At 50.2% G+C, this 22,212-nt stretch carries 17 protein-coding genes and 1 pseudogene; 4 read left to right on the forward strand and 14 right to left on the reverse strand.

What is annotated here, in order from left to right:
• Positions 1-23: 23 nt before the first annotated feature.
• From DSM2777_RS01055 to DSM2777_RS01085, 7 genes and pseudogenes are all read right to left on the reverse strand, one after another.
• Entirely contained in the window at positions 24-257 is a 234-nt protein-coding gene (locus tag DSM2777_RS01055; protein WP_060435758.1) for a ParE family toxin-like protein, read from the reverse strand.
• Positions 254-835: a DUF2857 domain-containing protein gene (locus DSM2777_RS01060; RefSeq protein WP_060435768.1), complete on the reverse strand. Its 582-nt coding sequence runs from the start codon at positions 833-835 to the stop codon at positions 254-256. The genes DSM2777_RS01055 and DSM2777_RS01060 overlap by 4 nt, the downstream gene beginning before the upstream one ends.
• An 84-nt stretch (positions 836-919) precedes the next feature.
• Positions 920-1,678: a DUF2786 domain-containing protein gene (locus DSM2777_RS01065; RefSeq protein ID WP_061552952.1), complete on the reverse strand. Its 759-nt coding sequence runs from the start codon at positions 1,676-1,678 to the stop codon at positions 920-922.
• A complete protein-coding gene (locus DSM2777_RS01070; RefSeq protein ID WP_061552953.1) occupies positions 1,662-1,913 on the reverse strand; it encodes a TraR/DksA C4-type zinc finger protein in 252 nt (83 codons plus the stop codon). Before DSM2777_RS01070 ends, DSM2777_RS01065 begins: the two co-directional genes overlap by 17 nt.
• Positions 1,903-3,639, reverse strand: a complete 1,737-nt coding sequence (locus tag DSM2777_RS01075) for a ParB family protein (protein WP_061552954.1) — start codon at positions 3,637-3,639, stop codon at positions 1,903-1,905. The genes DSM2777_RS01070 and DSM2777_RS01075 overlap by 11 nt, the downstream gene beginning before the upstream one ends.
• The gene (gene dnaB-PI / locus DSM2777_RS01080; RefSeq protein ID WP_061552955.1) at positions 3,636-5,006 is read right to left on the reverse strand and encodes an SPI-7-type island replicative DNA helicase; all 1,371 of its coding nucleotides are present in this window, start codon (positions 5,004-5,006) and stop codon (positions 3,636-3,638) included. Before dnaB-PI ends, DSM2777_RS01075 begins: the two co-directional genes overlap by 4 nt.
• Positions 4,979-5,880, reverse strand: a pseudogene (locus DSM2777_RS01085) (ParA family protein). Before DSM2777_RS01085 ends, dnaB-PI begins: the two are co-directional and overlap by 28 nt.
• Before the next feature lie 257 nt (positions 5,881-6,137).
• Between DSM2777_RS01085 and DSM2777_RS01090 the strand changes: the two are divergent.
• On the forward strand, positions 6,138-7,793 hold the full coding sequence (locus tag DSM2777_RS01090; RefSeq protein WP_061552956.1) for a site-specific integrase: 1,656 nt from the start codon (positions 6,138-6,140) through the stop codon (positions 7,791-7,793).
• Between the two features lie 41 nt (positions 7,794-7,834).
• On the opposite strand, the gene DSM2777_RS01095 is transcribed toward DSM2777_RS01090, so the two are convergent.
• Both DSM2777_RS01095 and DSM2777_RS01100 read right to left on the reverse strand, forming a co-directional pair.
• Positions 7,835-8,092 carry a hypothetical protein gene (locus tag DSM2777_RS01095; RefSeq protein WP_059445178.1) on the reverse strand — a complete coding sequence of 86 codons (258 nt, stop codon included), beginning with the start codon at positions 8,090-8,092 and terminating at the stop codon, positions 7,835-7,837.
• A gap of 245 nt (positions 8,093-8,337) precedes the next feature.
• Positions 8,338-10,785 (reverse strand): phage/plasmid primase, P4 family, encoded by a 2,448-nt coding sequence (locus DSM2777_RS01100; protein ID WP_162270911.1) that lies wholly within the window; start codon positions 10,783-10,785, stop codon positions 8,338-8,340.
• Positions 10,786-11,298: 513 nt separating this feature from the next.
• Here DSM2777_RS01100 and radC point away from each other — a divergent pair.
• The 3 genes from radC to DSM2777_RS01120 all read left to right on the forward strand — a co-directional run bounded on the left by radC (position 11,299) and on the right by DSM2777_RS01120 (position 12,711).
• The gene (radC, locus tag DSM2777_RS01110; protein WP_061552959.1) at positions 11,299-11,730 is read left to right on the forward strand and encodes a RadC family protein; all 432 of its coding nucleotides are present in this window, start codon (positions 11,299-11,301) and stop codon (positions 11,728-11,730) included.
• On the forward strand, positions 11,727-11,924 hold the full coding sequence (locus DSM2777_RS01115; protein ID WP_061552960.1) for a DUF2787 family protein: 198 nt from the start codon (positions 11,727-11,729) through the stop codon (positions 11,922-11,924). The genes radC and DSM2777_RS01115 overlap by 4 nt, the downstream gene beginning before the upstream one ends.
• A gap of 247 nt (positions 11,925-12,171) precedes the next feature.
• Positions 12,172-12,711, forward strand: a complete 540-nt coding sequence (locus DSM2777_RS01120) for a recombinase family protein (protein ID WP_038624167.1) — start codon at positions 12,172-12,174, stop codon at positions 12,709-12,711.
• Between the two features lie 402 nt (positions 12,712-13,113).
• Here the strand turns inward: DSM2777_RS01120 and DSM2777_RS01125 are convergent, their stop codons facing one another.
• From DSM2777_RS01125 to DSM2777_RS24375, 5 genes are all read right to left on the reverse strand, one after another.
• A complete protein-coding gene (locus DSM2777_RS01125) occupies positions 13,114-16,248 on the reverse strand; it encodes a type I restriction endonuclease subunit R (protein ID WP_061552961.1) in 3,135 nt (1,044 codons plus the stop codon).
• 88 nt (positions 16,249-16,336) lie between these two features.
• On the reverse strand, positions 16,337-17,692 hold the full coding sequence (locus DSM2777_RS23580) for a restriction endonuclease subunit S (RefSeq protein ID WP_211271126.1): 1,356 nt from the start codon (positions 17,690-17,692) through the stop codon (positions 16,337-16,339).
• On the reverse strand, positions 17,689-19,662 hold the full coding sequence (locus DSM2777_RS01135) for a type I restriction-modification system subunit M (protein WP_061552962.1): 1,974 nt from the start codon (positions 19,660-19,662) through the stop codon (positions 17,689-17,691). Before DSM2777_RS01135 ends, DSM2777_RS23580 begins: the two co-directional genes overlap by 4 nt.
• A 641-nt stretch (positions 19,663-20,303) precedes the next feature.
• Complete coding sequence (locus DSM2777_RS01140; RefSeq protein ID WP_061552963.1) at positions 20,304-20,690, reverse strand: type III secretion system chaperone family protein; 387 nt, start codon at positions 20,688-20,690, stop codon at positions 20,304-20,306.
• Between the two features lie 154 nt (positions 20,691-20,844).
• Positions 20,845-22,185 (reverse strand): hypothetical protein, encoded by a 1,341-nt coding sequence (locus DSM2777_RS24375; RefSeq protein WP_156088309.1) that lies wholly within the window; start codon positions 22,183-22,185, stop codon positions 20,845-20,847.
• Positions 22,186-22,212 lie beyond the last annotated feature (27 nt).

Genomic DNA, 22,212 nt, shown 5'->3' on the forward strand with positions numbered 1-22,212 from the left:
AAAACTGTGCTTAACCTTCTGCGTTATTTCCTGATTTCACGGTTATATGTCTCGTGATTCATCAGGAACCAGCGGTGCCCGCCGTCTTTGCTAAGCATCCGCCAGAATGGACCGATATCTATTTTGAGATAGCCTTTTACATCCAGACGCTTGCATACCTTTTGGCCGCTCTCAAGAGAGTTCACCATCCCTATGGCTTTACGACGCACCGCAGGGGTGATGTGCTGACGCGGGTTGAAATCGAGAAGCTCAGTCATACCGCCTCCCGTTTATTGCCCTTACGTTCACGTTCACGACACCATGTGGTTACGCGCGTCCAGACGGCAGTCAGTGAGACATTGTGGAGCTCGGCGGCGAGCATCATTACGTCCAGTGCGTCATGAGAGTCTGGAGAGTTAAGACCCGATGCGTCCCACTGCGTCCAAATGCCGGCATCCGCCTCTTCATCCGGTGCCTGCGTACGCCCACGGGCGGTATCAATTCCTTTGAGACGACGCCGGGCACTGACCTCTGCCGCGCTGAGGCCAAAGTAAGTCTGCATCAGCTCGATGGATCCGCCGAGCGCTAACGCCCGGTCAATGCGCTGCATGCGCTTCTGCTCAGTTCTGGACTGCTGAACGATGATCCAGAAATTGTCATGATTGATGCTAAGATTCAGTACCGACACGCTGCTTTGCATCAGGTAATGCAGGTCGTCGACGGTCAATTGACTCAACTGACGCACCTCTTCGATCGTCATACCTAAAGACTCACACCGGCGAATATTCCCTGATTTCAGCTCCATAAGGAGATGTGTCAATATGGCATTCGTTGCCTGAGATAAGTTTTGGCTCACAGTAACCCCCCGTTCATCCCCAAATCCGCAAGTAACCAAGCATCCGTCATCCAGCAGGCAGAGCATGCTATGAAAATCAGCGCATTATTCATCATCTTTTCCTCCGATCACGGACAAGGCTTTCAACTGCGACGCCTGACCGTTAAGCCCCTGACTCAGTTGGGCTTGCCGCCCTGCCATCCAGCCTGATTCGCGGGCTTTTGAGTCACCGCGGCAACTGCGTGCCTCCCTTACATTAAGCTCGGACAGCGCCTGATTTCCGCATCGCTGTGTCAGCCAGTTCCGCAAAACTCCCGATTCTTTTTCTGAGGGTTCAAACGACTCAAGAACGTTCCAAACCCCTACTACCCAGCCCTCACGAAACTGGTCAGCCCGGTTTCGCTTTGTTTGTACCTTGAGGCGCTTAAGCCGGTAGGCTGAGTGCATGTGCAAATCGGTGGCCTCCCTGAGCTGGCGGGACAGGACAGTGAACACGTACAACCCCACCTCAGGACGTTCATTCAGTCCATAAAAATGCAGTGAGCGCCGGCGGCGGGCCTGGCCGGTTCGGGTGGCGGAGTGATGCCAGCTAAACCAGCAACGGCATCCCGTTGCCATGCATACCACGGCAGCCAGTGCATTCAGCCACCCCGGGATACTGATGGCATCGGAATAGATTTGATAACTGACCGCTTCCTGGACGTCGCCGAGTGCTAAATCCTCTGGCGAGAGGTTGTGTCGCTGCATAAGAACCTGTGCAAGACGCACGGCTCGCGCGGCCTCATAAGTATTGTTATTGCGGGTTCCTAAAGCCATAAGCTTACGGATACGGCGCAAGAGCTTTTCATTATCTCCGGCTGTCATAGCGTTTCCCCGTACCAATGTGCTGATAATGTTCCTGGACTTCCTGACAGCCGATGCAAAAACGGACGCCACGAACCGCCTGACGGCGCGCTTCCGGGATGGCTGCTCCACAGTCCTCACAAAAGTGATGTGACGGTTTATCAGAACGGACTTCGTCAAGAATAAGACTCAGACTTGCCCTGAGCTGCTGCTCCGTGACTGCCTGTGCCATTTCATCATTGAGATCAAAGGTCATGGGAACCTCCCTTCGCTGCATCACGCTGTAACTCACGCAGGCGACGTAAAACGCGGATCAGGCGCATAACTTTAACGACGTGCTGATCGGCAAAAACGGGCTGGTCGCTGATAACCGGTGAGCCGAAAAAATTCAGGCAGAACATAAACATATTGAAGGGCTGCTTCGGAAGATTACCCGTCATGCCCGCCAGGAACAGGACGAACTCATTGCTGCTCTGTTCGGAAGCGTTGTAACCCGCTGATTGATTAGATTTATCTTCATAAATGCTCTCTTCACATCCCATAGCCTCTGCGAGTTCAAAGGCCAGACGGTAGGCCATGTCCTGCAGGTGCTCGATATCATCCTGTAGTACCGGGATGTGCCAGATATCAGTGACCGGCTCAAGCCCCGTCGCGGCAAAAGCAACAGATGACTCATGAACCACCGACTGAGCAGACTCATCAGATGACTCCGACAACGCGGAAAACAAACTAATATCATTAAATGCTGATTGCCCACTCGGCTCACCGCTGAGAACAGCTGGCCCACCATAAAGATCTGGCTGTGTCTCCGTTCGTTCCGCAGGGCGCAGCTGACTACCATCTGTAAGAGACTGCAAAGAAGCCGGTAATGTTGGAATCTCTACTTCAGCATTGTTATCCGGAGCAGGTTCAGGTCGGTTATGCGTTCCTGTCAGCGTGCCGGAGCGCAGCCCGGTTAAGTGCGTTTTATCATCAGGCTGCGGTGGTAACTGCCTCACTTCTTTTTCTTGTAATACTGATAGGGACGTATCCTGAACTGGGCTCATTACGGGCAGTGCAGGCGGTTCACCAAACATCTCTCGACGCTGCTGCTCTTTCGGGTCCAGCTCAATCAGCCAGCGGTCATAGTTCAGAGATGGGTGAGGTAATGCTTTGAGAAGCTCGCCAATGAGCTCATCGCGAAACATCTCAAAGGAGTACAGTTCTGGGTTATTGAACAAACAGCAGGTATTGGCGAAAACCTCATGAAAATCACGTTTAGCCGATACGTCAGGAGCGAATATTTTCCACGTTTTCTCAGCTGTCGAACGCAGACTAAGTAAAGGGGTTACCTGAGACCGACTTAGCCCTGAATCAAGAAGAATCGGCATAGAAGGGTATAAATAGGTCAGGGTATCTTCCATCCGGCTAATCCCTGAGAAATGTATCGGATAGCCCTGCTGATTAAGCAAATCGGAAAGCTCACGCAATGTGACACTCTTGCCGAGCTGTTCCTCCCAGATTGTCCGGGCTTTATGGATACCAAAGGCCTTTTCGATGTAGGTAAGATCACCGCGAACTTCGTTTTCAGCAAGATGCCCAATCACGCACTGGAGACGTCCAGGCCATGGCTTAACAATGGTCTGGATTCGATAGAAACGATCGTCCCCTGTCTCCTGCCAGAGTTCGCAAAGGATCTGATAACGGGTGTTCCCACCATCGCTGAAGATATACACTTCTTCCCCATCCGGATCGCGCGTTACTTTGGGAATAGAGTCCAATCCACGCGAGCGAATAGAGGTTTTGATATCATCGAAACGGGGGTTGCGCGACGTGCGCGGATTATCAGGATTTGGACGCAACTGATCTAATGTAAGCACCATCGGCATTTCACTAAGAGGAAGAACTGATGGTGAAACGTTATCGCCTGTAGTGAGCTGTGACGGTGATTTACCGCGCTGTAGCATGGCATCAGAAAGATTAATTTTTGTGAACTTGCTCATCGGTAAACTCCTCCTTGTAAGGCAGGAGCTCGAAGAGACTCAAAGCGGGTAAAGCGGCTGTCAAAACGGAGTGTGACCATCCCAATAGGTCCCTGCCTCTGCTTTCCAATGATCACTTCAGCCAGCCCTTTGTCTTCTGTGTCGGGGTTATAGACCTCATCGCGATAAATAAACATGATAACGTCAGCATCCTGCTCCAGCGCGCCGGAGTCACGGAGATCACCGTTGTTTGGTCGTTTGTCTGCACGGGATTCAAGAGAGCGGTTGAGCTGGGAGAGAGCCAAAACCGGGCACTTCATTTCTTTCGCCAGCGCCTTAAGAGAACGTGAGATTTCGGCGATTTCCTGCGTACGATTCTCCTGATCGGGGCACCGCATCAGTTGTAAGTAATCGATCATAATCAGTGAAGGTTTACCGTACTTACGCGCACTGCGACGTGCGCGAATTCGAAACATCGACGGCGTCAAATAGCTGGTATCGTCAATGATCAGCCTATCCCGCCAGTCATTAGCGATTAGGCCAGCAACATGACTTATCCGAGCCCAATCCTCATCCTCCAGCAGTCCACTTTTGAGGCGTTGAAGCTCTACATTGCCCAATGAGGAAATCATGCGCATGAGAAGCTGTTCAGTCGGCTGCTCGAGACTATAAACCTGAACGATACTTTCCTTATGTTGCTCAAGAGCGCCCGTCACCATGCCCATTGCCAACGCCGTTTTACCCATCGATGGGCGTGCAGCCAGCAACACAAGATCACTGTCCTGAAGCCCGCATGTGCGAGTATCAAGATCGTCATAACCTGTTGGTGTTCCGGTTATCCCGTTACCTGACTGATTGCGCATTTCCAAATCGCTGATAAGTCGCTCTAACCCTTCGATTACGGAGGTACCTTTTTCAGGTTCTGCTTTTTCAGCGATATCAATGATCCGTTTTTCAGCCTGCTCGAGGATGCAAGAGATATCTGCACGGGGTGCAGCGACATCCCGACTCAGATCGTTACCCAAAGCAGCAAGCTGTCGCGCTCTGCTATAACGCGCAACAATTTCGCTGTACGCGACAATATTGGCCGCGCTTGGCGTGTTTTTACTGAGCGTTGCTGCGTAACCAAACCCTCCCACTGTCTCCAGCGTTTTTTGCTGATCAAGCGTGTCTGTCAGGGTGATAAGATCAATTGGTTTGCCAGCATCAATCAGGCGCTTCATTTCACGAAAATATGTCTGATGCGTCCTACTGAAAAAATCATCTGCGGTAAGGACAAGTGCAACGTCATCCCAACGATCGTTATCGAGCATTAAACCACCCAGCACGCCCTGCTCCGCTTCAACAGAAACCAGCCCTTTCAAGGCTTCCATGTTGGATTCAGCCATGTTTCGCCTCCATTTCTTTCAAGGCGATGCGGTCGAACTGCGGTTTCCATTCAGGGAAAAGTTCGCTTGCAAGGTTGTACATCGTGGCGAACGCAGAGTCGCTTACTCGGCCAGTTTTCTTTTCCAGGCGATGGGCAGGCTGACCAGCTGCGTGACCTTCAACATAAATTTCGAGGTCATAAATGAAGGTGCTGAGCAGCGAAACTTTGATTTGTTCGCTGTGCGCGCTATACCGGCCATCATTGATGATCTCTTCAAGTTGCTGGTAAGTATCACGAGCAAGGCGGGTGTACTTCATACAGTTAATGAGGATGCGTATTTCTGGGAGTTTCAGACCTAGGGCCGAAAAAGGCAGCAAGTTTTCCATCATATTGATGGTCCCGCGAATGAATTCCCTTACATCAGGAAGTACGGGTTTTACGACACCCACGGCCGTTCGCGTTGCTGCCAGAACAATCAGTTCCAACATGATTGAACGGGCACCCTGAGAATCGACGATGATGACATCGTATGACTGGAAAAGAGGGTGCTGAAGAACGTTACGTAAGCGTAAACGACCATCCGGAGCGTGAAGCATGGCAGTCGGAAGCTGAGCGTGAGGGTCGTTTGAAATAATGATGTCTAGCCCGCTGATGACGCTGTGGGATATGAGACTCGAAGGTTGGTTTAGATCTGCAGTCTGCATGAGCAATTCATACAAACCTTTGGGGGCTTCATAGGAAAGAGAGAAAATGCTACTCGCAGTTGGCTGAGCATAGTCTCCATCGATAAGAAGGACTTTTAAACCTGCATCGGCTAGAAAGCCGGCAAGATTAGCGGCCTGAGTGGATTTACCTTCCCCACCCTTGGTAGAAATTACTGGTATAACATGCATTTAGGCACCTGATAATTATCTCAGGATGCGAGTTTACATATATACCACAATCACTTATGAAATCTAACAACTCGACACAGGGATTGAAAATCCCCGTGTCCTTGGTTCGATTCCGAGTCCGGGCACCACTCATTTAGAACCCTCGCTTCGGCGGGGGTTTTTGCTTTCTGAGTCAACAACTTGTTGGTTTACCAGTAGTTACCTCTTTTTAATTTCCTCCGGCCCCGCTTCCCGGTGGTACAGAAAGGTGGTACAAAATGGGCATTATGATACAGCCAACAAAGAACCGTTTCGGCGTTTACCTCATCCGTAAGGCCGTCCCCAAACACCTGCAAGGCATCCTCAATAAACGTGAGATCAAGTTTACCCTTGATACCAAAGACGTGAGGGAGGCCAGAGAACGAGCACCCGCAAAAATCATTCAGATCGACATGATGCTCAGGCTGGCAGAAAAGCAGCTTGAAGCGGAAGAGTCCTTAACTGATGCCGATATAGAGATGATCGCTGGTGTATGGGCTTCACGTACCATGCAGAATGGCGAGCTAATCCGGGATCGATACCTCGTTGAAGATGTTCTCGATGGTAAAACGGGAATGTTCCACTCGCCGGAAAACGACATCATTCACGACTGGCTGGAAGACCGCGAACGCAAGCCCCGCTACAAGTCACAAACATGGCAGGCAGAACGTGACGAATCCATCTGCAAACTGATGGTTGTAGAGCTGGATGAAGCTCTGGAATACACGCCCCTCATTCTCACCCCGGCCTGGCGAATCCGTCTGGCATGGCGACTGGCTGAACGGCGTAGCGATATCACCAATGCTTACCTTCTGAATCTTCGCCCCCAGCACTACGCTAGAAGCAAAGGTCTGGACGTTCTCCCCGCAGAAAGACCTGAAACTCTCACCTTCGCAGACCTGTTCGAACGCTATAAAGATCACGTTATGCGTCATGAACCACTGCGTGCAGAAAGTCGGATTATCGCCTACACAACATCGGCAAATCGCTTCATTGAGTTTATTGGGCAGAAGGCCGTAGAGGACATCACCGTTACTGACCTCGCCGACTTCCGTAACCTGCTCGAAAAGCTCCCATCCCGTCCTTCTAAGGCGGTACGGTTACTGCCACTGCACAAGCAGGTGGACGCTGAAGGTGAAAAAATCAGCCCTGTCCGTGTTGAAAATATGCTTAAAGAGCTGTCGTCGGTCTTTCGCGTCGCGGTAGAGGACGGCAAGCTAACTGAGAACCCGTTAGGCAAGCTGAAGAAACGTAAGGTCGTCGCTGGCCCGGCAGTCGTCAGGTCTTTCAGTCGCGATGAAATCAGCCGTATCTTCTCTCTGCCCGTCTTCCACGGTGAAGAAACGCCGTATGGAGCTATGGCGTACTGGATACCGATAATTCTCTACTACTGCGGTGCCCGCGTTGAGGAAATCGCCCAGCTCCGTAAGGGTGACATCGTGGAGGTGGACGGTACACCCTGCTTCAGGCTGACAATGGGTGAAGGCCAGTCGATCAAGATGGGTAACACACGCCAGTTCCCGATACATAGCCACCTGATTGAGCTGGGCTTCCTTGATTTCGTGCAGTCCAGCACCAATCAGCTCTTTGCCGATAAGTCCGAAGTGAACCGGAAATACTCGTACAACTATGGCCGCTGGTGGGGGAACTACATTCGGGAACACGGCCTGACGCGGCAGGGCATCAAGCCGACCCACAGCTTCCGCCACACGCTCGTTACACTATGCCGAGATCTGAACATTCGCGAGGAAATTCAGGACAGCATTCTCGGACATAACGAAAATTCATCTGACAGAGCGAAGGCCAGTCACGGTTATGGCGAAACAAGCGTACAGGCCCAGCGTAGCGTCATCGAGCAAATCCCAAGACTGAACCTTCAGCGGAGCCGCACTTAACTTACTTTTACCAGACAATCCGGGCATCCGTGCCCGGTAAATCAGAATGGATAAACCTGCGTTTCACGCTGAGTATGGTCGGTAACGATAGCCTTGACGTCATAGCCGCTCAGGAGCCACAGGAGGTCACGCATGATGAAATCGGCCCGGTCATAGGTGAGACCGCCCCGGTAGTCCTTCACATGCTTGTAGATGGCTTCGGTGATGGCTGCCGGGAGTTCATCCAGCTCAGTATCAATCGCACAGTTATAGCCAGTGGCACGCTTCTCGTGGTCGAGAATCAATCGTAAGTAATTCATGGAAATCTCCTGTTAGTGCCGATTCGTGCCGGGGTGTCGCTGGGCGATATCACCGCTAGGGCAACGAATAAGGCGGATACTGCACCTTAGCGTGCCGTTTATTTAGCTATTTTCATAAAGTCACCATGAAAGATCTCACAGAAAGAGTTTACTAATATGCTGAATAATCGGCACTAAACTACTGTTCATTCTCCAGTATGCCCTCCCTGCCAGCATTATGGGTCAGCAGAGAGGAACAAACGGCACTACACGGTCAGCTTCACTGAATCAAACACACGTGGCATGTCGGCAGTGAGAGCAATCCCACGGAAACCGGCCTTACTGTCACGACGAAGCTTGGTGAAACCACGTTCAGCCATCTTTTTGTTAAAGACACGCTGGGTCATACGCCATTCATTGCCCTCGCAGGCAAAAGTCTGGAATGCCTGGTAAAGTTCCGTCGCCGGAGTATATGCGTCAGGCTGGAGGATACAGCCGCTCAGGAACTCACCCAGCAGGTCGCTCTCTTCGCGGTAATCGTCGTTAGCCTTGACTACTGCGGCCGGGAGGGAGCGCTTGAGGCCGTGCTCCTGCCACTCTGCGACCCCCTCCAGCGCCCAGTTAAGGATGCCGGGGAGTTCAGCCAGCAGACGAGCCGGAAGCGTCGGGTCCGCCTGTTCCGCCGAGAACTGAGCCGCGAAAGGGATGAGGCACATACGACGCCACATTCCGTGTGACATATCGTGGATGACGGGCTTATGGTTGCCGATAATCACCAGCGAGAACTGAGCGGTGAACTCAATTTCATGCTTTCCATACACCTGACGGGCAACAAGCGTATCGCCCCCGGTCATCGACTTAATGAGCATGTCATCGAAGCGACCACCTTCGGGTAATTCATTGGCAACGACCAGGCGTTTACCGGGCAATTTGGCGAGAGATGCGTTCGGACCGCCGACACTGCGGTTAGCCATCAGCACATCACTGTTAATCTGCGTCGCGTAGGTGCCCATCAGGGTCTGAATGACCTGGATAAACGTCGATTTACCGTTGCTACCATGACCGTAGAAGAAAAACAGAAGCTGTTCATCGGTCCGGCCCGTTAGCATATAGCCCACGAGGCGCTTCAGAAAGGCAGCCAGTTCTGCATCCCCGCAGGTGATCTCCGCTATGAACCGCTCCCACGCCGGACAGACCGCTCTCGGGTCGTACTCCACCGGGCAGACACTGGTAATCAGGTCCTGACGGCGATTTTCACGGTAGCGCTGCGTCTTAAGTTCAATCACTCCGTTTTTGACGCGAACAAGCATCGGGTCAGCATCCAGTTCCACCGTGCGAACCTCAACCTTCGGCTTTAGTAGCTCAATCATCGCCTTCATCAGAGACAGATTGTGCAGGCGATTAGCATAGGCAACCTGGTCGGCTCCTCGTTTACGGATATTCTCGTCGTCCGAAGCGAGCATTGCCTGGCCTTCAGCAAGCACAGCATTCGCAGTCTGTTTGGCATATTCCAGAATCTGCACCCCGGCAGGAACCCAGCAGTGATCCAGCCAATGGATAAACGTATCGGTTTCCCGGATATACCGCAGGCCGGGTCCGTAGAGACGGGCCATCCGGTTGGCATTCCCGGTATCATTGAAGCTTTCGGACCCGCAGGCCCCGGCAGCCAGAGGAGCGATGACCTCAAACTTCGGCGTGAAAGTTGCCAAAAGACTCATAAAGTCGCCACCGCCACGGAGGTAACTGTCGATATCACCGCCCCGCACTGGAACGATAATGTGTTGAGCATCGAATTTCTGGCGATAGCGGTCACCGGCATCGTCATGGTCGAAGAAGGTGATCACTTCACGGCCCAGCGATTCGATAAACTCCACCTGCTCGCGGCTGACAGAGCCAATAGAAGCCAGTACCGGACCGTCATAGACTTCCATTAACGCCAGACGGTCATTCTCTCCCTCGACCAGGGCGATGGCTCCAGGGCGCTCCAGTGATTCCAGTCCGTACCAGAATGCACCGGGTAACCAGTAACGTTTAGGCTGCTGGAACTTAAAATTACCAGCGGGATCTTTGAAGGTGAAACGGGCAATTTTTCCATCAACGAAATGCGGGTAGGCATACACCCCGGCAGGTGCGAAATCTACCAGGCGACTATTCTGGAGGCGGACCATACCTGTCTCCAGAATTTCCTCATCGCTGAAACGCTCACGTAGCGCCGCTACAAGCCCGCCATCAGCATATCCGACCTTAGTCGCCATCAACGTTTTAACGTTATGACCCCGCGTTACCGTCTGATATACGAGTGCATCCATCTTACCGAGCAGATTTCGGTGGTAATACTCAGCGGTTGCCGCGTTGATTTCTGTCAGCCGCTCCAGATTACGGGTATCCGGCTCTGGTTCTGCCGGGACGACCTCCACCGATGTGTACGGTTCGAACTCCATTTTTGTGATAGCACTGGCGGCCTCGACTGGCGATGAGAGGTCGCAAAGCTTCATCACCAGGTCGATTACACTTGAATGATCGCCGCAGGAATAACAATGAGCCTGATTTGTGTCAGTGTGCAGGCGGAAACAACCCTTATGACCACAGAGCGGGCAGCTCTCATCTTCAGGTTCGACACAGTCAGTGCCGCAGGGTTTGGTGCCAAGACCAGTAACGTTAGTGTAAACGTCTGCGATGGGGAGAGCGTTAAGCTCAGTGAAATTGTACTGCATGGTTAATGCCAAGCTGTATATCGGACACAGCCAGTCCAGTTGCGTACCCGGCCACTGTGTGACCATCCAATGGGACCGCGAGAAAGAGACTACCCTGGTGAAATACCGCTTGTAAAGAGCAGCCGGGACAGGGGATATGATGGATTCGTCGATTTGGTTGTTACTTGCAGCAAATCGAGGAGTGTAAAGAATTGTAGGCTAAATCAAGCCGTGCCGATTTCTGTCGGAAGCCGCTTCGCCGCTTTCCCCATTACACCAATAAAAGTAGCAAGCAGACCCCAGCGAGTGCCGATTATCAGGCATATTAGTAAAACTTTTCTACGAGATCTCTCATGTAGACTTTATGAAAAAGACTTAAGAATCGGCACTGGAGGTCCTCCGTTTCCTCATTATCAGCGTCCCGCCAGTGAAATCGCCCACAGCAGCACCCAACAGAAATCGGCACTAATCGGCATTCAACGATCCACAGCCCCCCCGGTACAAGAAACGTGCATACAACCACAGGAGAAAACTATGCACGACATCATCAATGAAGCCCGAGAACTGTTAACTCAACGGCTGTACCGTAACGAATCGCTGGGTTCACCGCGTGAAACCGAAAGCTATCTCGCCCTACAGCTTGGCGATCGTGAGCAGGAGGTCTTCGCCGTCATCTTTCTCGATTCCCAAAATCAGGTTCTTCAGTATAAGGAAATGTTCTACGGAAGCATCGCGTCCACAAGCGTCTACCCCCGCGAGATAGCCCGCTTAGCGCTTCGCCTGAATGCCGCTGCGGTCATCTGCTCCCATAACCACCCATCAGGCCATCCCGAGCCGTCAGAGGCCGACAGGAACATCACCGGGCGTATAAGGGAAGCGATGGAACTGATTGAGGTCCGGGTACTGGATCACATCGTCGTCGGTGGCGGCCAGACCGTATCGTTCGCAGAGAGGGGCTGGCTATGAACTGCATACTGCCGTTACAGCGTGGTTTCATCGGGATACTGGAGAAGCACCGTAAGCCGGGCGAGTGCATCCTCAACTTCCGCTCACCGGATTATTCGCCAGAAGGTGGTTACCGCCCGGTTGAAATCCGCCTGGTCGGTGACACTGGCAGCGAAACTTCACAGCTTACTATCGGGCAGGCGTCTACGAGGTGAAACCATGAACTGGAAATCGTTACTCGTTGAAGCTCTGATTATGGCAATCACGACCTTTGCCACCGTGTTCTTCCGGGGAATGGCATCCCGCTATGCCTCCGACGAAGATATCTACTGTTAACCCCACACAAATAGCCCATGCCCGTGCGACAAACGGAGAACCCCCGGCAATGCTTGTCACACGGGTTTGTTTTCGGGATTTGATACGTTTCTCTTACAGGGTCTTTGAGCCTATCAGGAGGCCATCATGGCAATCATCGGGTATGCCCGTGTTTCGACTACGGGACAGTCGCTGGAGCAGCAACTGACGGCACTGACAGAGTGCGAAAAAGTTTTTCAGGAAAAAATCAGCGGCAGTAAAACGGACAGGCCACAGCTACAGGCAATGCTTGAGTTCGCCCGCTCCGGGGACGTCCTGAAAGTAACCAAGCTGGATCGACTTGCCCGGAATACCCGGCACTTGCTGGAAATCACAGATCTGCTTCATTCAAAAGGGGTAACGTTACAGATACAGAACCTTGGCATCGACACGGCCACCCCGACTGGCAAGCTGATGCTGACCATGATAGGGGCCATCGCCACGTTCGAGCGGGAGATCATGCTTGAGCGTCAGGCCGAGGGAATTGCCCTGGCGAAGGCTAAAGGTGTCTATAAAGGCCGCAAGCCAACCGCCATGGAAAAACGAGACGAGGTGCTGTACCTTCTCTCGCAAGGCATTGCCAAAGCGACTGTCGCGAAGCGGCTAGGGATTAGCGTGTCGAGTGTTCATCGTATTGCAGCCAGTTGAAAGCCCAAAAGGAGAGTCATTCTCCTTTTTTGCCAGCCGCTTTCCCACTGTAGTGCCAATCTGCCAGTCAGGGATAAACGTTGTAACCGTACAAACGTCCCAAGTGACATGCCTGTAGAAATCTATAGCCTCCCTATATAATATTTATTTAAAAAAGCCATTCGTAATATATATGGTAAGACTACCTCTATAGATGTCTTAGGATGGCGTTTGAAAGGTTACAACGTTTGAATGACCTGGAAGCCTCACCACGTAAGGGTTTCGTTGTAACTTTTCCTGTAACCTTTGGCTAAAATTTCCGTATTCCTCCTCCGTGACGTGCTCGTTTCAGTGCATTTCAGTTTGTCAAAGCAACCTTTCGTGTTAAGGGAGGGAATCCACGGCTCCCCCCCCTGCCATACACTATAAATGTTCACCCAGTCCCTTGAGCAGTATGTCCAGCAACAGGCTCTGGATACGGTTAGCCGCGTCCGGTCGGGAAAGGTAATCCAGCGACATGCCGTTCTGCGTATCCATCCGCTCAATCACAGCAGCATCGACCGCTTTCGGGAAATCACCTAACATAATGGCATCACGGGAATTGTTGCGTACCTGCTCCATTAACGGCTGGTTCTCAGCAATTTTACTCGCCATACCCTGCAACCAGTCGAGTTTGTCACCATCGGTCACTTCTGTACCGAACAAATCGTTAAGCTGTTCCAGAATATGCGAGAGGAAGTCTTTCTTTTCCTCACGGGCTTTAGCACTACCCACTGCCGATACACCTTCCAGACCATAACCCTGAGCATCTTCTTTCAGTTTCAGGTCCTGGGTGCGTTTAGCCCTGAGGCTGTAATGACTCAGGATCACCGCTGAAAGGTCTATTTCGTCTTCTTCCAGTACTTCCTGACGAAGCATCGGTAGCAGGTGGCGGGCGAAGACACAGAGGCGTTCCAGGTCCTGGTCATCAAATGACGTGATCTGAGACACAAACTCGTAGAAGCGGATGTAGCTGTTCAGGTCCTTCTTGAACAAATCGAGTTCCGCTCTGGCTTCTGCGGCTTCGGTTACGCGTCGTTCAGCATTCACCTTATCTGTCTTTGAACCACCTTCCAGCTCAATATCTTTGAGCATCCGGCGGGATTCGCGTATCGCTTCACTGGCGAGCTTGTAGCGTTTACTGAACCGATCCACGGCGGGTTTAATGTACCCAGGTAAAGATTCCCCGCCACGCTTGGGATCGAAGTAGGCATCAGTGAATGACTCGACCTCACTCCAGGTAAAAATGCCCGTCCCTTTGAGTTTATGGAACAGGTCATATACCAGATTGGGGTCTGACACGGTTTCAAGTTTCGCCGTCTCGTAGTACTTCTGAAACTCTTCCAGTACATCCTGAGGGTCATTCACAAAATCCAGGACAAAAGTACTGTCCTTACCCGGAGAAGTGCGGTTCAGTCGGGAAAGCGTCTGAATACAGTCAACGCCAGTCAGCTTCTTATCGACATACATGGCACAGAGTTTCGGCTGGTCAAATCCCGTCTGAAACTTGTTCGCCACCAGCATGACCTGATAGTCCTGGGTATCGAATGCTTTCCGCATGTCCCGACCATTGAGATCAGGGTTCATGTTTCGCTCGTTAAAGGTCTGCCCCTCCTCTTCAATCTCACCGGAGAAGGCCACCATAGCCTGTATGGCCCCGTAACCTTGTTCTTTGACGTACTTGTCGAAGGCCAGTTTGTAACGAACGGCCTCAAGGCGGCTGCTGGTGACAACCATCGCTTTGGCCTGACCGGCCAGTAGACTCATCACATTAGAACGGAAATGCTCAACGATGATCGCGACTTTTTGCCCAATGTTGTGCGGATGCAGGCGTACCCACTTAGACAAACGGGTGCGAGCTTTTTTGGAGTCTACTTCACTGTCCGTCTCTGACTGCATGGCGAGCTTATAGGCCAGAGAATAGTTGGTGTAGTTTTTCAGTACATCGAGAATGAAACCTTCTTCGATAGCCTGCCGCATGGAATACACATGGAAAGGTTTCGGCTTGTTCTCCTGACTCAGTGGCATATCCAGCTTATCAGGACGACCAAACAGTTCCAGCGTCTTAGCCTTGGGGGTTGCAGTAAAGGCAAAATAACTGATGTTTGTACTGCCACCACGAGCCGCCAACGTCAGGTTCATCATGTCCTCTGCTGACATTTCCTCTTCCACCTGCTCAGCCATCAGTACTTCACGTAGCTGTCTTGCAGTACTGCCACTTTGACTGGAGTGAGCTTCATCGGCAACGACTGCAAAGCGTGAGCTCTTGAGGGTGGTGGATTCCTGAATGGCTTTCAGTACATGCGGGAAGGTCTGGATGGTAACGATGATGATGGGGGTGCCTTTCGCCAGTGCTTCGGTCAGTTGTGATGACTTACTGCCATCCCCTTCATCACGGTTAATACGGCTCACTACACCTGAGGCATGGTCGAACTGACCAATCGTTTCCTGGAGTTGGCTATCCAGTACCGTACGGTCTGTCACCACGATAACCGAATCAAACAGTTTATCTCCGCCCTCACTGAGTGATGCAAGCTGATGGGTCAGCCAGGCAATCGAGTTAGATTTACCTGAACCCGCTGAATGCTGGATAAGGTACTTCTGCCCCGGACCTTCCATCTGGACAGTTCTGAGAAGTTTCTGCACCACTGCCCACTGATGGTAGCGAGGGAATATCATCGTCTCTTTCTTTTTCTGCTTACCGAGTGGGTCTTCTTCGATTTTGACTTCAAGGTGCAGATAACGGGCTAGGACTCGCAGGAAGTTATCCGGTTGCAGGATCTCTTTCCACAGGTACTCACTGCCATAACCCACTTCCGGCTGATCATTACCTGCCCCACCTTCTGAGGTTCCTTTATTGAAGGGGAGGAAGAAGGTTGATTCACCTGCGAGTTTAGTGGTCATTGCCACTTCGAACTGATTCACTGCGAAATGAACCAGAGCTCCCCGACGGAAACTGAGCAGGGGTTCGATTTTACCCAGTGTCTTAAGCTGGCGATCGAACCGGTACTGTTTCTTGGCATTTTCCAGAGACTGCTTAAAGCAGGACTTCAGCTCCAGTGTTGCAACCGGGATACCGTTAAGGAACAGCGTAAGATCGATTCGCCCGTCATAACCATGAGGGCTGTAAATCAACTCTGGAACCACACGCAGGCGGTTGGCCTGATAACGCTTCAGTAGCTCTGGATTAAGGTCATTGTCAGGTTTAAAGCTCGCGACTTTCAGGCGATGCCCGCGATCCTCGATTTGGTTACGCAGCAGCCACAGTGTACCGCCTTCGGAGCGTACAAGCTGGCGTACTGCGGCATCTAACAGGTGACGTTCAGGATTTTCACCGTACGTTTTACAGTACTTTTTCCACCCATCAGGCTGGCTCTCCTGGATAAAACCAATCAGATCTTCTGGGTAAAGGGCTCGTTCTTTATCGTAGTGAGCTGAATCACCGATTAACCATCCAGTACTGGCAAGTTCAGCGATGATATGATCCTGAAAGGCTCGTTCGCGGGCTTTGTTATCCATTAATCATCCCATCAATAGCGATAGCTGCAACAAAATGGCAGTACTGCATGGCTGCTGCTAACCTTGCACGGTAATCTGCTTATCCCACTCATGCTGCTGCCTCCTGAGTCGGTGCAGTCCAGCCTCGTAGATCAATCTTTCCTGTTACAGCTGCGGAAATCAGGGCAGTACGGCGTTCTTGAATAAGACTAATCGTTTCTGAGGCTTTATCTATTAAGAGAGAATAACGCTGCTTAATATCAGTCAATAAAACATCAATCTCAATCTGTTCATTCCCTGGGGGAACAACCACTGGAATATTATACACCTGTTCCACTCTCAGATGAGTTACCGTGCTGCCTGCTGCTTCACTAGATATGTATCGGCCAAGGCAATCTGATGTTAAGTAATCAAACAAAAATGTTGAATATTGCGATTCAAAAGGAATGAAATTCATCATGCGTTGCCCCATGCATAGTTTTACATTATTAGGGACTATACATACCTCTCCAGCCGGGGCCTCTCGCGTGAAAAGTATAGAGCCAACGGGGGGAACACCACGTTCTGTCCAAATTTTGAAATTAACCTCGTTAGTGTATAGAGCCCCATCAAAACTCAAAACTTGGTTTTTCACATTAGTTGTCCGCACTACAAAATACGCCCCATCATCGAAATATTCTGGTGTTCGGTTCTTACAGTCGATAATCTTTGAAGTGTGTTTAAGTTTCTTGACCACCCAATGCTCCGGCACCTCACCCAGCCACTCTACGCCGGAATCTTTCATCGGTGCATCAGGGTTCAGACCTTTGGTGACAGCGTGGGAAATCACCGCCTGCCGCTTCTCTTTGAGTAGTTCAATCAGTCGCTGATGCTGGGCAATCAGCTTGTCGATACGGGCGGTTTCATAGTCGAGGAAGGCGGCGATAGTGCGTTGTTCCAGTGGCGAGGGAACCGGGAAAACCATATCGTTAAACTCGTCAGTAGCAAGACGCCATCTCCCTAGATGAGAAGCTCCCTGCCCCATATGGAAGAATATTTTAAGTTGATACCCCATCTGAAACAGATAAAGAAAGTATCTTGGCGAATAGAGCTTCTGATTTATCGTGAAAACTCTGTAGTCTGGACTCGTTACGCCATTGAATGCCGAAATGTCTACATAACCAGTTAATAAGTCCATATGATTCATAGCAAAATCACCGGGCATTACACGCTGGTACTTTGAGTAATCCATCGAAAGCTGCCCATCCCCACTTTCAATGTCCTTAACTACTATTCCACGCTGTGTCACAGATAAAATATCAAAACCTAACTGGCCCGCAATCCGTTTTCGAATTGTGAACGTATGCTTCACTCGTTTGAGAGACCAGGTAGAGGGAATATCCCCTATCCACGCTGTTTTTGAATTACTGTACTCAGGATACGGCTGGTATTTCTCCAGTACTGTCACTTGTTCCATAGTGCTCACGAATGCACCTCCGCCAGCAGCTGCATAATCTCACGGGCGACGGCATCGAGGTCAGCATCAATTGCAGCCAAATCACGCGGTGGCTGGTACTGGTAGAAGTGGCGGTTAAACGGGATTTCATAGCCGACAATCCCCACCTGACCATCCAGCGGGTCCGTCTTACCGGTATCAATCCACGCGTCCGGTACATGGGGCAGTACTTCACGTTTGAAGTACTCGTGAATATCTTCCCCTAACGGCACGTTCTCGTTATCCCGCAGCTCCGGGTTCGGTTCCGCTTCACCCTTAGTCCTGCACACCTCGGCTGCATCATCCTGTTCAGCCAGATGATTCACCAATAACTTGAATAGCGGAGCAGGTAGCTTCACATCACCTAACGCTTTGGTGAGTTGCTTCTTGAACTTATCACGTGAGAGCAATTTGTCATCAGTGAAGCTCGCCAGTGCTGCCAGGATAGCCACCTGTAAAGAGCCATCAAGTTTCGTCCAGGCCTTATCGGCTTGCAGGTTCGCCAGTCGTTCCGTGTCATGTGGATAGAACGCCAGTTTCAGCGGTCGTTCTACTGTAATACGCCGATAACCAAAAGCAGTACTCGGGAATATTTTGGCGATGGAGCTTTCTTCGTAGCGGCTGTACAGACTGACAATCTCTTTCAGTACTTCATCGCTCAGAAACTTACGCTTACTGCCTAAAGACTTACGCATCGGTGAATGCATATCACTGGCGTTAATCAGCAGGACTTTGCCTTTACGTTCTGCGGGTTTGTGGTTCGACAGTACCCAGACATAGGTCGCAATGCCCGTGTTGTAGAACATATCGGTTGGTAGTGCGACCAGGGCATCCAGCAAATCGTTTTCCAGAATATAGCGACGAATTTCACTCTCGCCACTCCCTGCACCACCGGTAAACAGCGGGGAGCCATTCAGGATGATACCGATACGGGAACCAGTACTGTCAGTACCAGGCTGCATTTTCGAGATGAGGTGCATCAGGAACAGCAGAGAGCCATCAGATACACGTGGCAGACCTGGACCGAAGCGCCCATTAAAGCCCTGTTTATCAGCTTCATCACGCACCTGCTTCTCTACTTTCTTCCAGTCCACGCCGAATGGTGGGTTCGACAGGCAGTAGTCGAAACGATTAAAGCGAAGCTGGTCATCGGAGAGCGTGTTACCGAGCTTGATGTTGCTGATGTCCTGCCCCTTTATCAGCATATCGGCTTTACAGATAGCATAGGACTCCGGGTTCAGCTCCTGACCGAAGGTGGCAAGACGAGCTGCCGGGTTCAGTTCATGCAGGTATTCCATCCCACAGGACAGGAAGCCGCCAGTACCCGCCGTTGGGTCATAGATGGAGCGAACAACACCGGGTTTTGCCAGGACATCATCATCACCAGAGAACACCAGAGAGGTCGTCAGACGCACAATATCACGTGGGGTAAAGTGCTCCCCGACGGTCTCATTCGAACTTTCCGCAAAGCGACGGATCAGCTCTTCAAACACCAGGCCCATGTGGTAGTTGTCGACCGCCTCAGGTGACAGGTCTACCGTCGCAAAGGAACGGGAAACTTTATACAGCAGGTCCGCGTCTTCCAGCAGGGTAATGCTCGCTTCGAAGCTGAAATGTTCGAAGACCTCACGGGCGTCTTTCGAGAAAGCCCGCACGTAGGCGTCCAGGTTATCACCCACATGATTTTCGCCCAGTTTGCTCAGTTCCAGCGGCGAGGTGTTATAGAACGCCTGACCTGACGCATTGAGCAGTAATTTATCTCTCGCGAGATCTGGCAGCGCCTTTGTGTTTTCTACTGTTGCCAGTATCTGTGCCTTAGTTGGAGCGAGTACACACTCAAGACGACGCAGTACAGTAAATGGCAGGATGATGCGACCATACTGGGATTGCTTGAAATCACCACGCAGCAGGTCGGCAACGGACCAGATAAGGCTGGCTAAAGAAGAAATATTAGTGGTCATTAGGCTGATACCGAAAGTGTAAAATTACTGGCAAGAATACCCCGTCGCCCCTCTGGTAAACAAGGAGCCTGATCATGTGTGGGCCATACCGCGTTAAAAGTATCAAGAAGGAGCAGAAGGCATTGAGGGTGGTACAAAATAGTGGTACATTCGGAATCGAAGCGTAAAGGTAACTCACTGTTATTCGGTGATTTCGTTGCTATAGAAACGAATCCTTGGTTCGATTCCGAGTCCGGGCACCACTATTTAGAAGAACCCGCCTATGGCGGGTTTTTTGCTTTCTGATTTCCTACTAAAAATCAGGGACTCTCCATCGAACTTCGTTCGATTATTCGCCACTAGCGGCTCACCCTTCGGGCCAACGGCAAAGCCGTTGTTCAACATTAGTCAGAATCCAAATCTAGCCACCACTATTTAGAAAAGCCAGCCTTATGGCTAACATCGCTCGTTAAAAAGATTCGAAATACTCAGGCATCACATATCAAAGGGCTTAGTTATGCTACAACCCCATCGGCATGCTCTGCCTAAAATCGAGCTTAAATGAACGGTGTTAATCCATAAGGCTGATTATTTTCTTTCTGAAATAAAACCTCTGTAACTATGGAGATCGTTTCAGCTTAAAATACTCACCCACACATGACCTATAAAACCATTTCTCGAAGAGAATCTACACGGTTAACGAATCCGTTCAATTTATTATATAAATCCTCTGCGTGATCATTACAGGCAGGGTTTAATATATACAATATCGCATTCGCTGATTCATCAAGACATAATCCTCCGCCCTCTTCACTCTCCTGCTCATTCATGTTTGCTGAAAGAATTTTTTTATAACCTCCGTTTGAATCTATTACATCACTGGCATAACAAACCATTGCATGGAACCGCCATACACCATCTATCAAAAAAATAGAAACGGGATATACCCCATCAATGAGTAATACAGCCTGCTGTTTATCATCTAAAAATACATCAATTCCTAACTGTTCAGATAAAAATGAAATTTGCTGTTTAATAGACTGATTCATGCCAATCCCTCACGATTATTAATCCCATTCATCATCACTGATATCGCTCTGAGAGCCTTCGCTTAGACTCTCTTCACTGCCCCATGCCGTTCTTATATTATTAAGAGCATTGCTGAGAATATATTCCATCCCCTCATTCACTTTTAATTTTGAATCAATTTTTTTTTGCCGAATCATCAGATTCAGAGTTTTTTGCTTTATTAAAGCGTTCTTTTATTTTCTCCTGTAATTCACTTGTAAAATCTGCGCCTGATAGGACTCTTGTATTGACTTTATTCGACGAGTTAGCTTGATTCTTATCTACTTGGTTATTTTTACTCGCTTCTACGGAAACGATTGATGGTAACGGTGGTGGTGGCGGAGGTGGAACATTCAGTGATAACGGCTTTTGTGACGGCGGTGGTGGAACATAATTCGCCAACGGCTTTGGCGGTAGTGTGGATGGAACTGGTAGCGACTGCTGCGGTAGTGGTGACTGCTGCAATAGTGTTGGCGGCGGCAGTGGCGGCGCTGAGTGACCCGTATATGGTGGTGGCGGTGGCACTCGCAGTGATAGCGGCGGAAGAGAAGACGCCATAGCACTTACAACATCTCCCCTTGGAGAGTTTAGCGGCACAGAAGGCAGCCCCCTGCTTGCAGTATCGACATTTCCAGCCCCCTCATTAAAACGAGCAGCATACACTTGGTGACGGCACGCATCTTGAACTCCCGAAAGTAGCAATTCTTCTTTCAGAAGCCCTGCCCCCTGAAGGAGGGTGCTCATATTTTCAGCGGTAAGATAAACGCGTGAGTTCTTATTTAAATTAATATCATTAATATGATATTCAGGAGCGACCACATCGTTTTCTACATGAGAGAAAGCAGCCATAAACGTATCTGACGATGCTGGCATTGACGTAATAAAATCCATCAATGCCGTTTTCAAATGATGTACCTTCTCTTCATTACTAAAACGTTCTCTCCCTCCAATGTTAGAGATCAGGCCATCAACTTCGTTAGATAAATTATCAAACAAATCGAAATCACAATTGTTTACATGGGAAAGATCAAAATCTTGAAATGATAATTTTATTTTCGCTTCTATTACTTTATCTCTATCATCACATGACCGAGATGAGTTACTTTCTTTTGTTACCCTATCAATAATAGTACATATATCTGACGATTTTACTTTACCATTTCCCTGCAAGTGAGTATCTACGATATTCTTTGCATCTTCGCCATAAATATTAACTAATGCTGAGCTAAAACAGCTAATGGCTTGAGCTTCTCGACGCTCTAATGCCTCATATAAGCTTTTAATGAAACCAAGAGATCCTAAACACGTGCTATTTAAAACAATAATAAAACGTTCTGCTAGCGAACGTCCCGCGACGAGATAGTTTTCCTTCCCATTACTCCTAACCGTAAGCACATCGTTTTTGCTACTCGTTCTTTCAATTTCATTATAGTGCGTAATACCTAAGGTTCCACCTGTTGGTACTGCAGTAACCATAACAGCCTCCGTTTTAATACGCTCATG

The sequence above is a fragment of the Obesumbacterium proteus genome, assembly GCF_001586165.1.
Taxonomy (GTDB): domain Bacteria; phylum Pseudomonadota; class Gammaproteobacteria; order Enterobacterales; family Enterobacteriaceae; genus Hafnia; species Hafnia protea.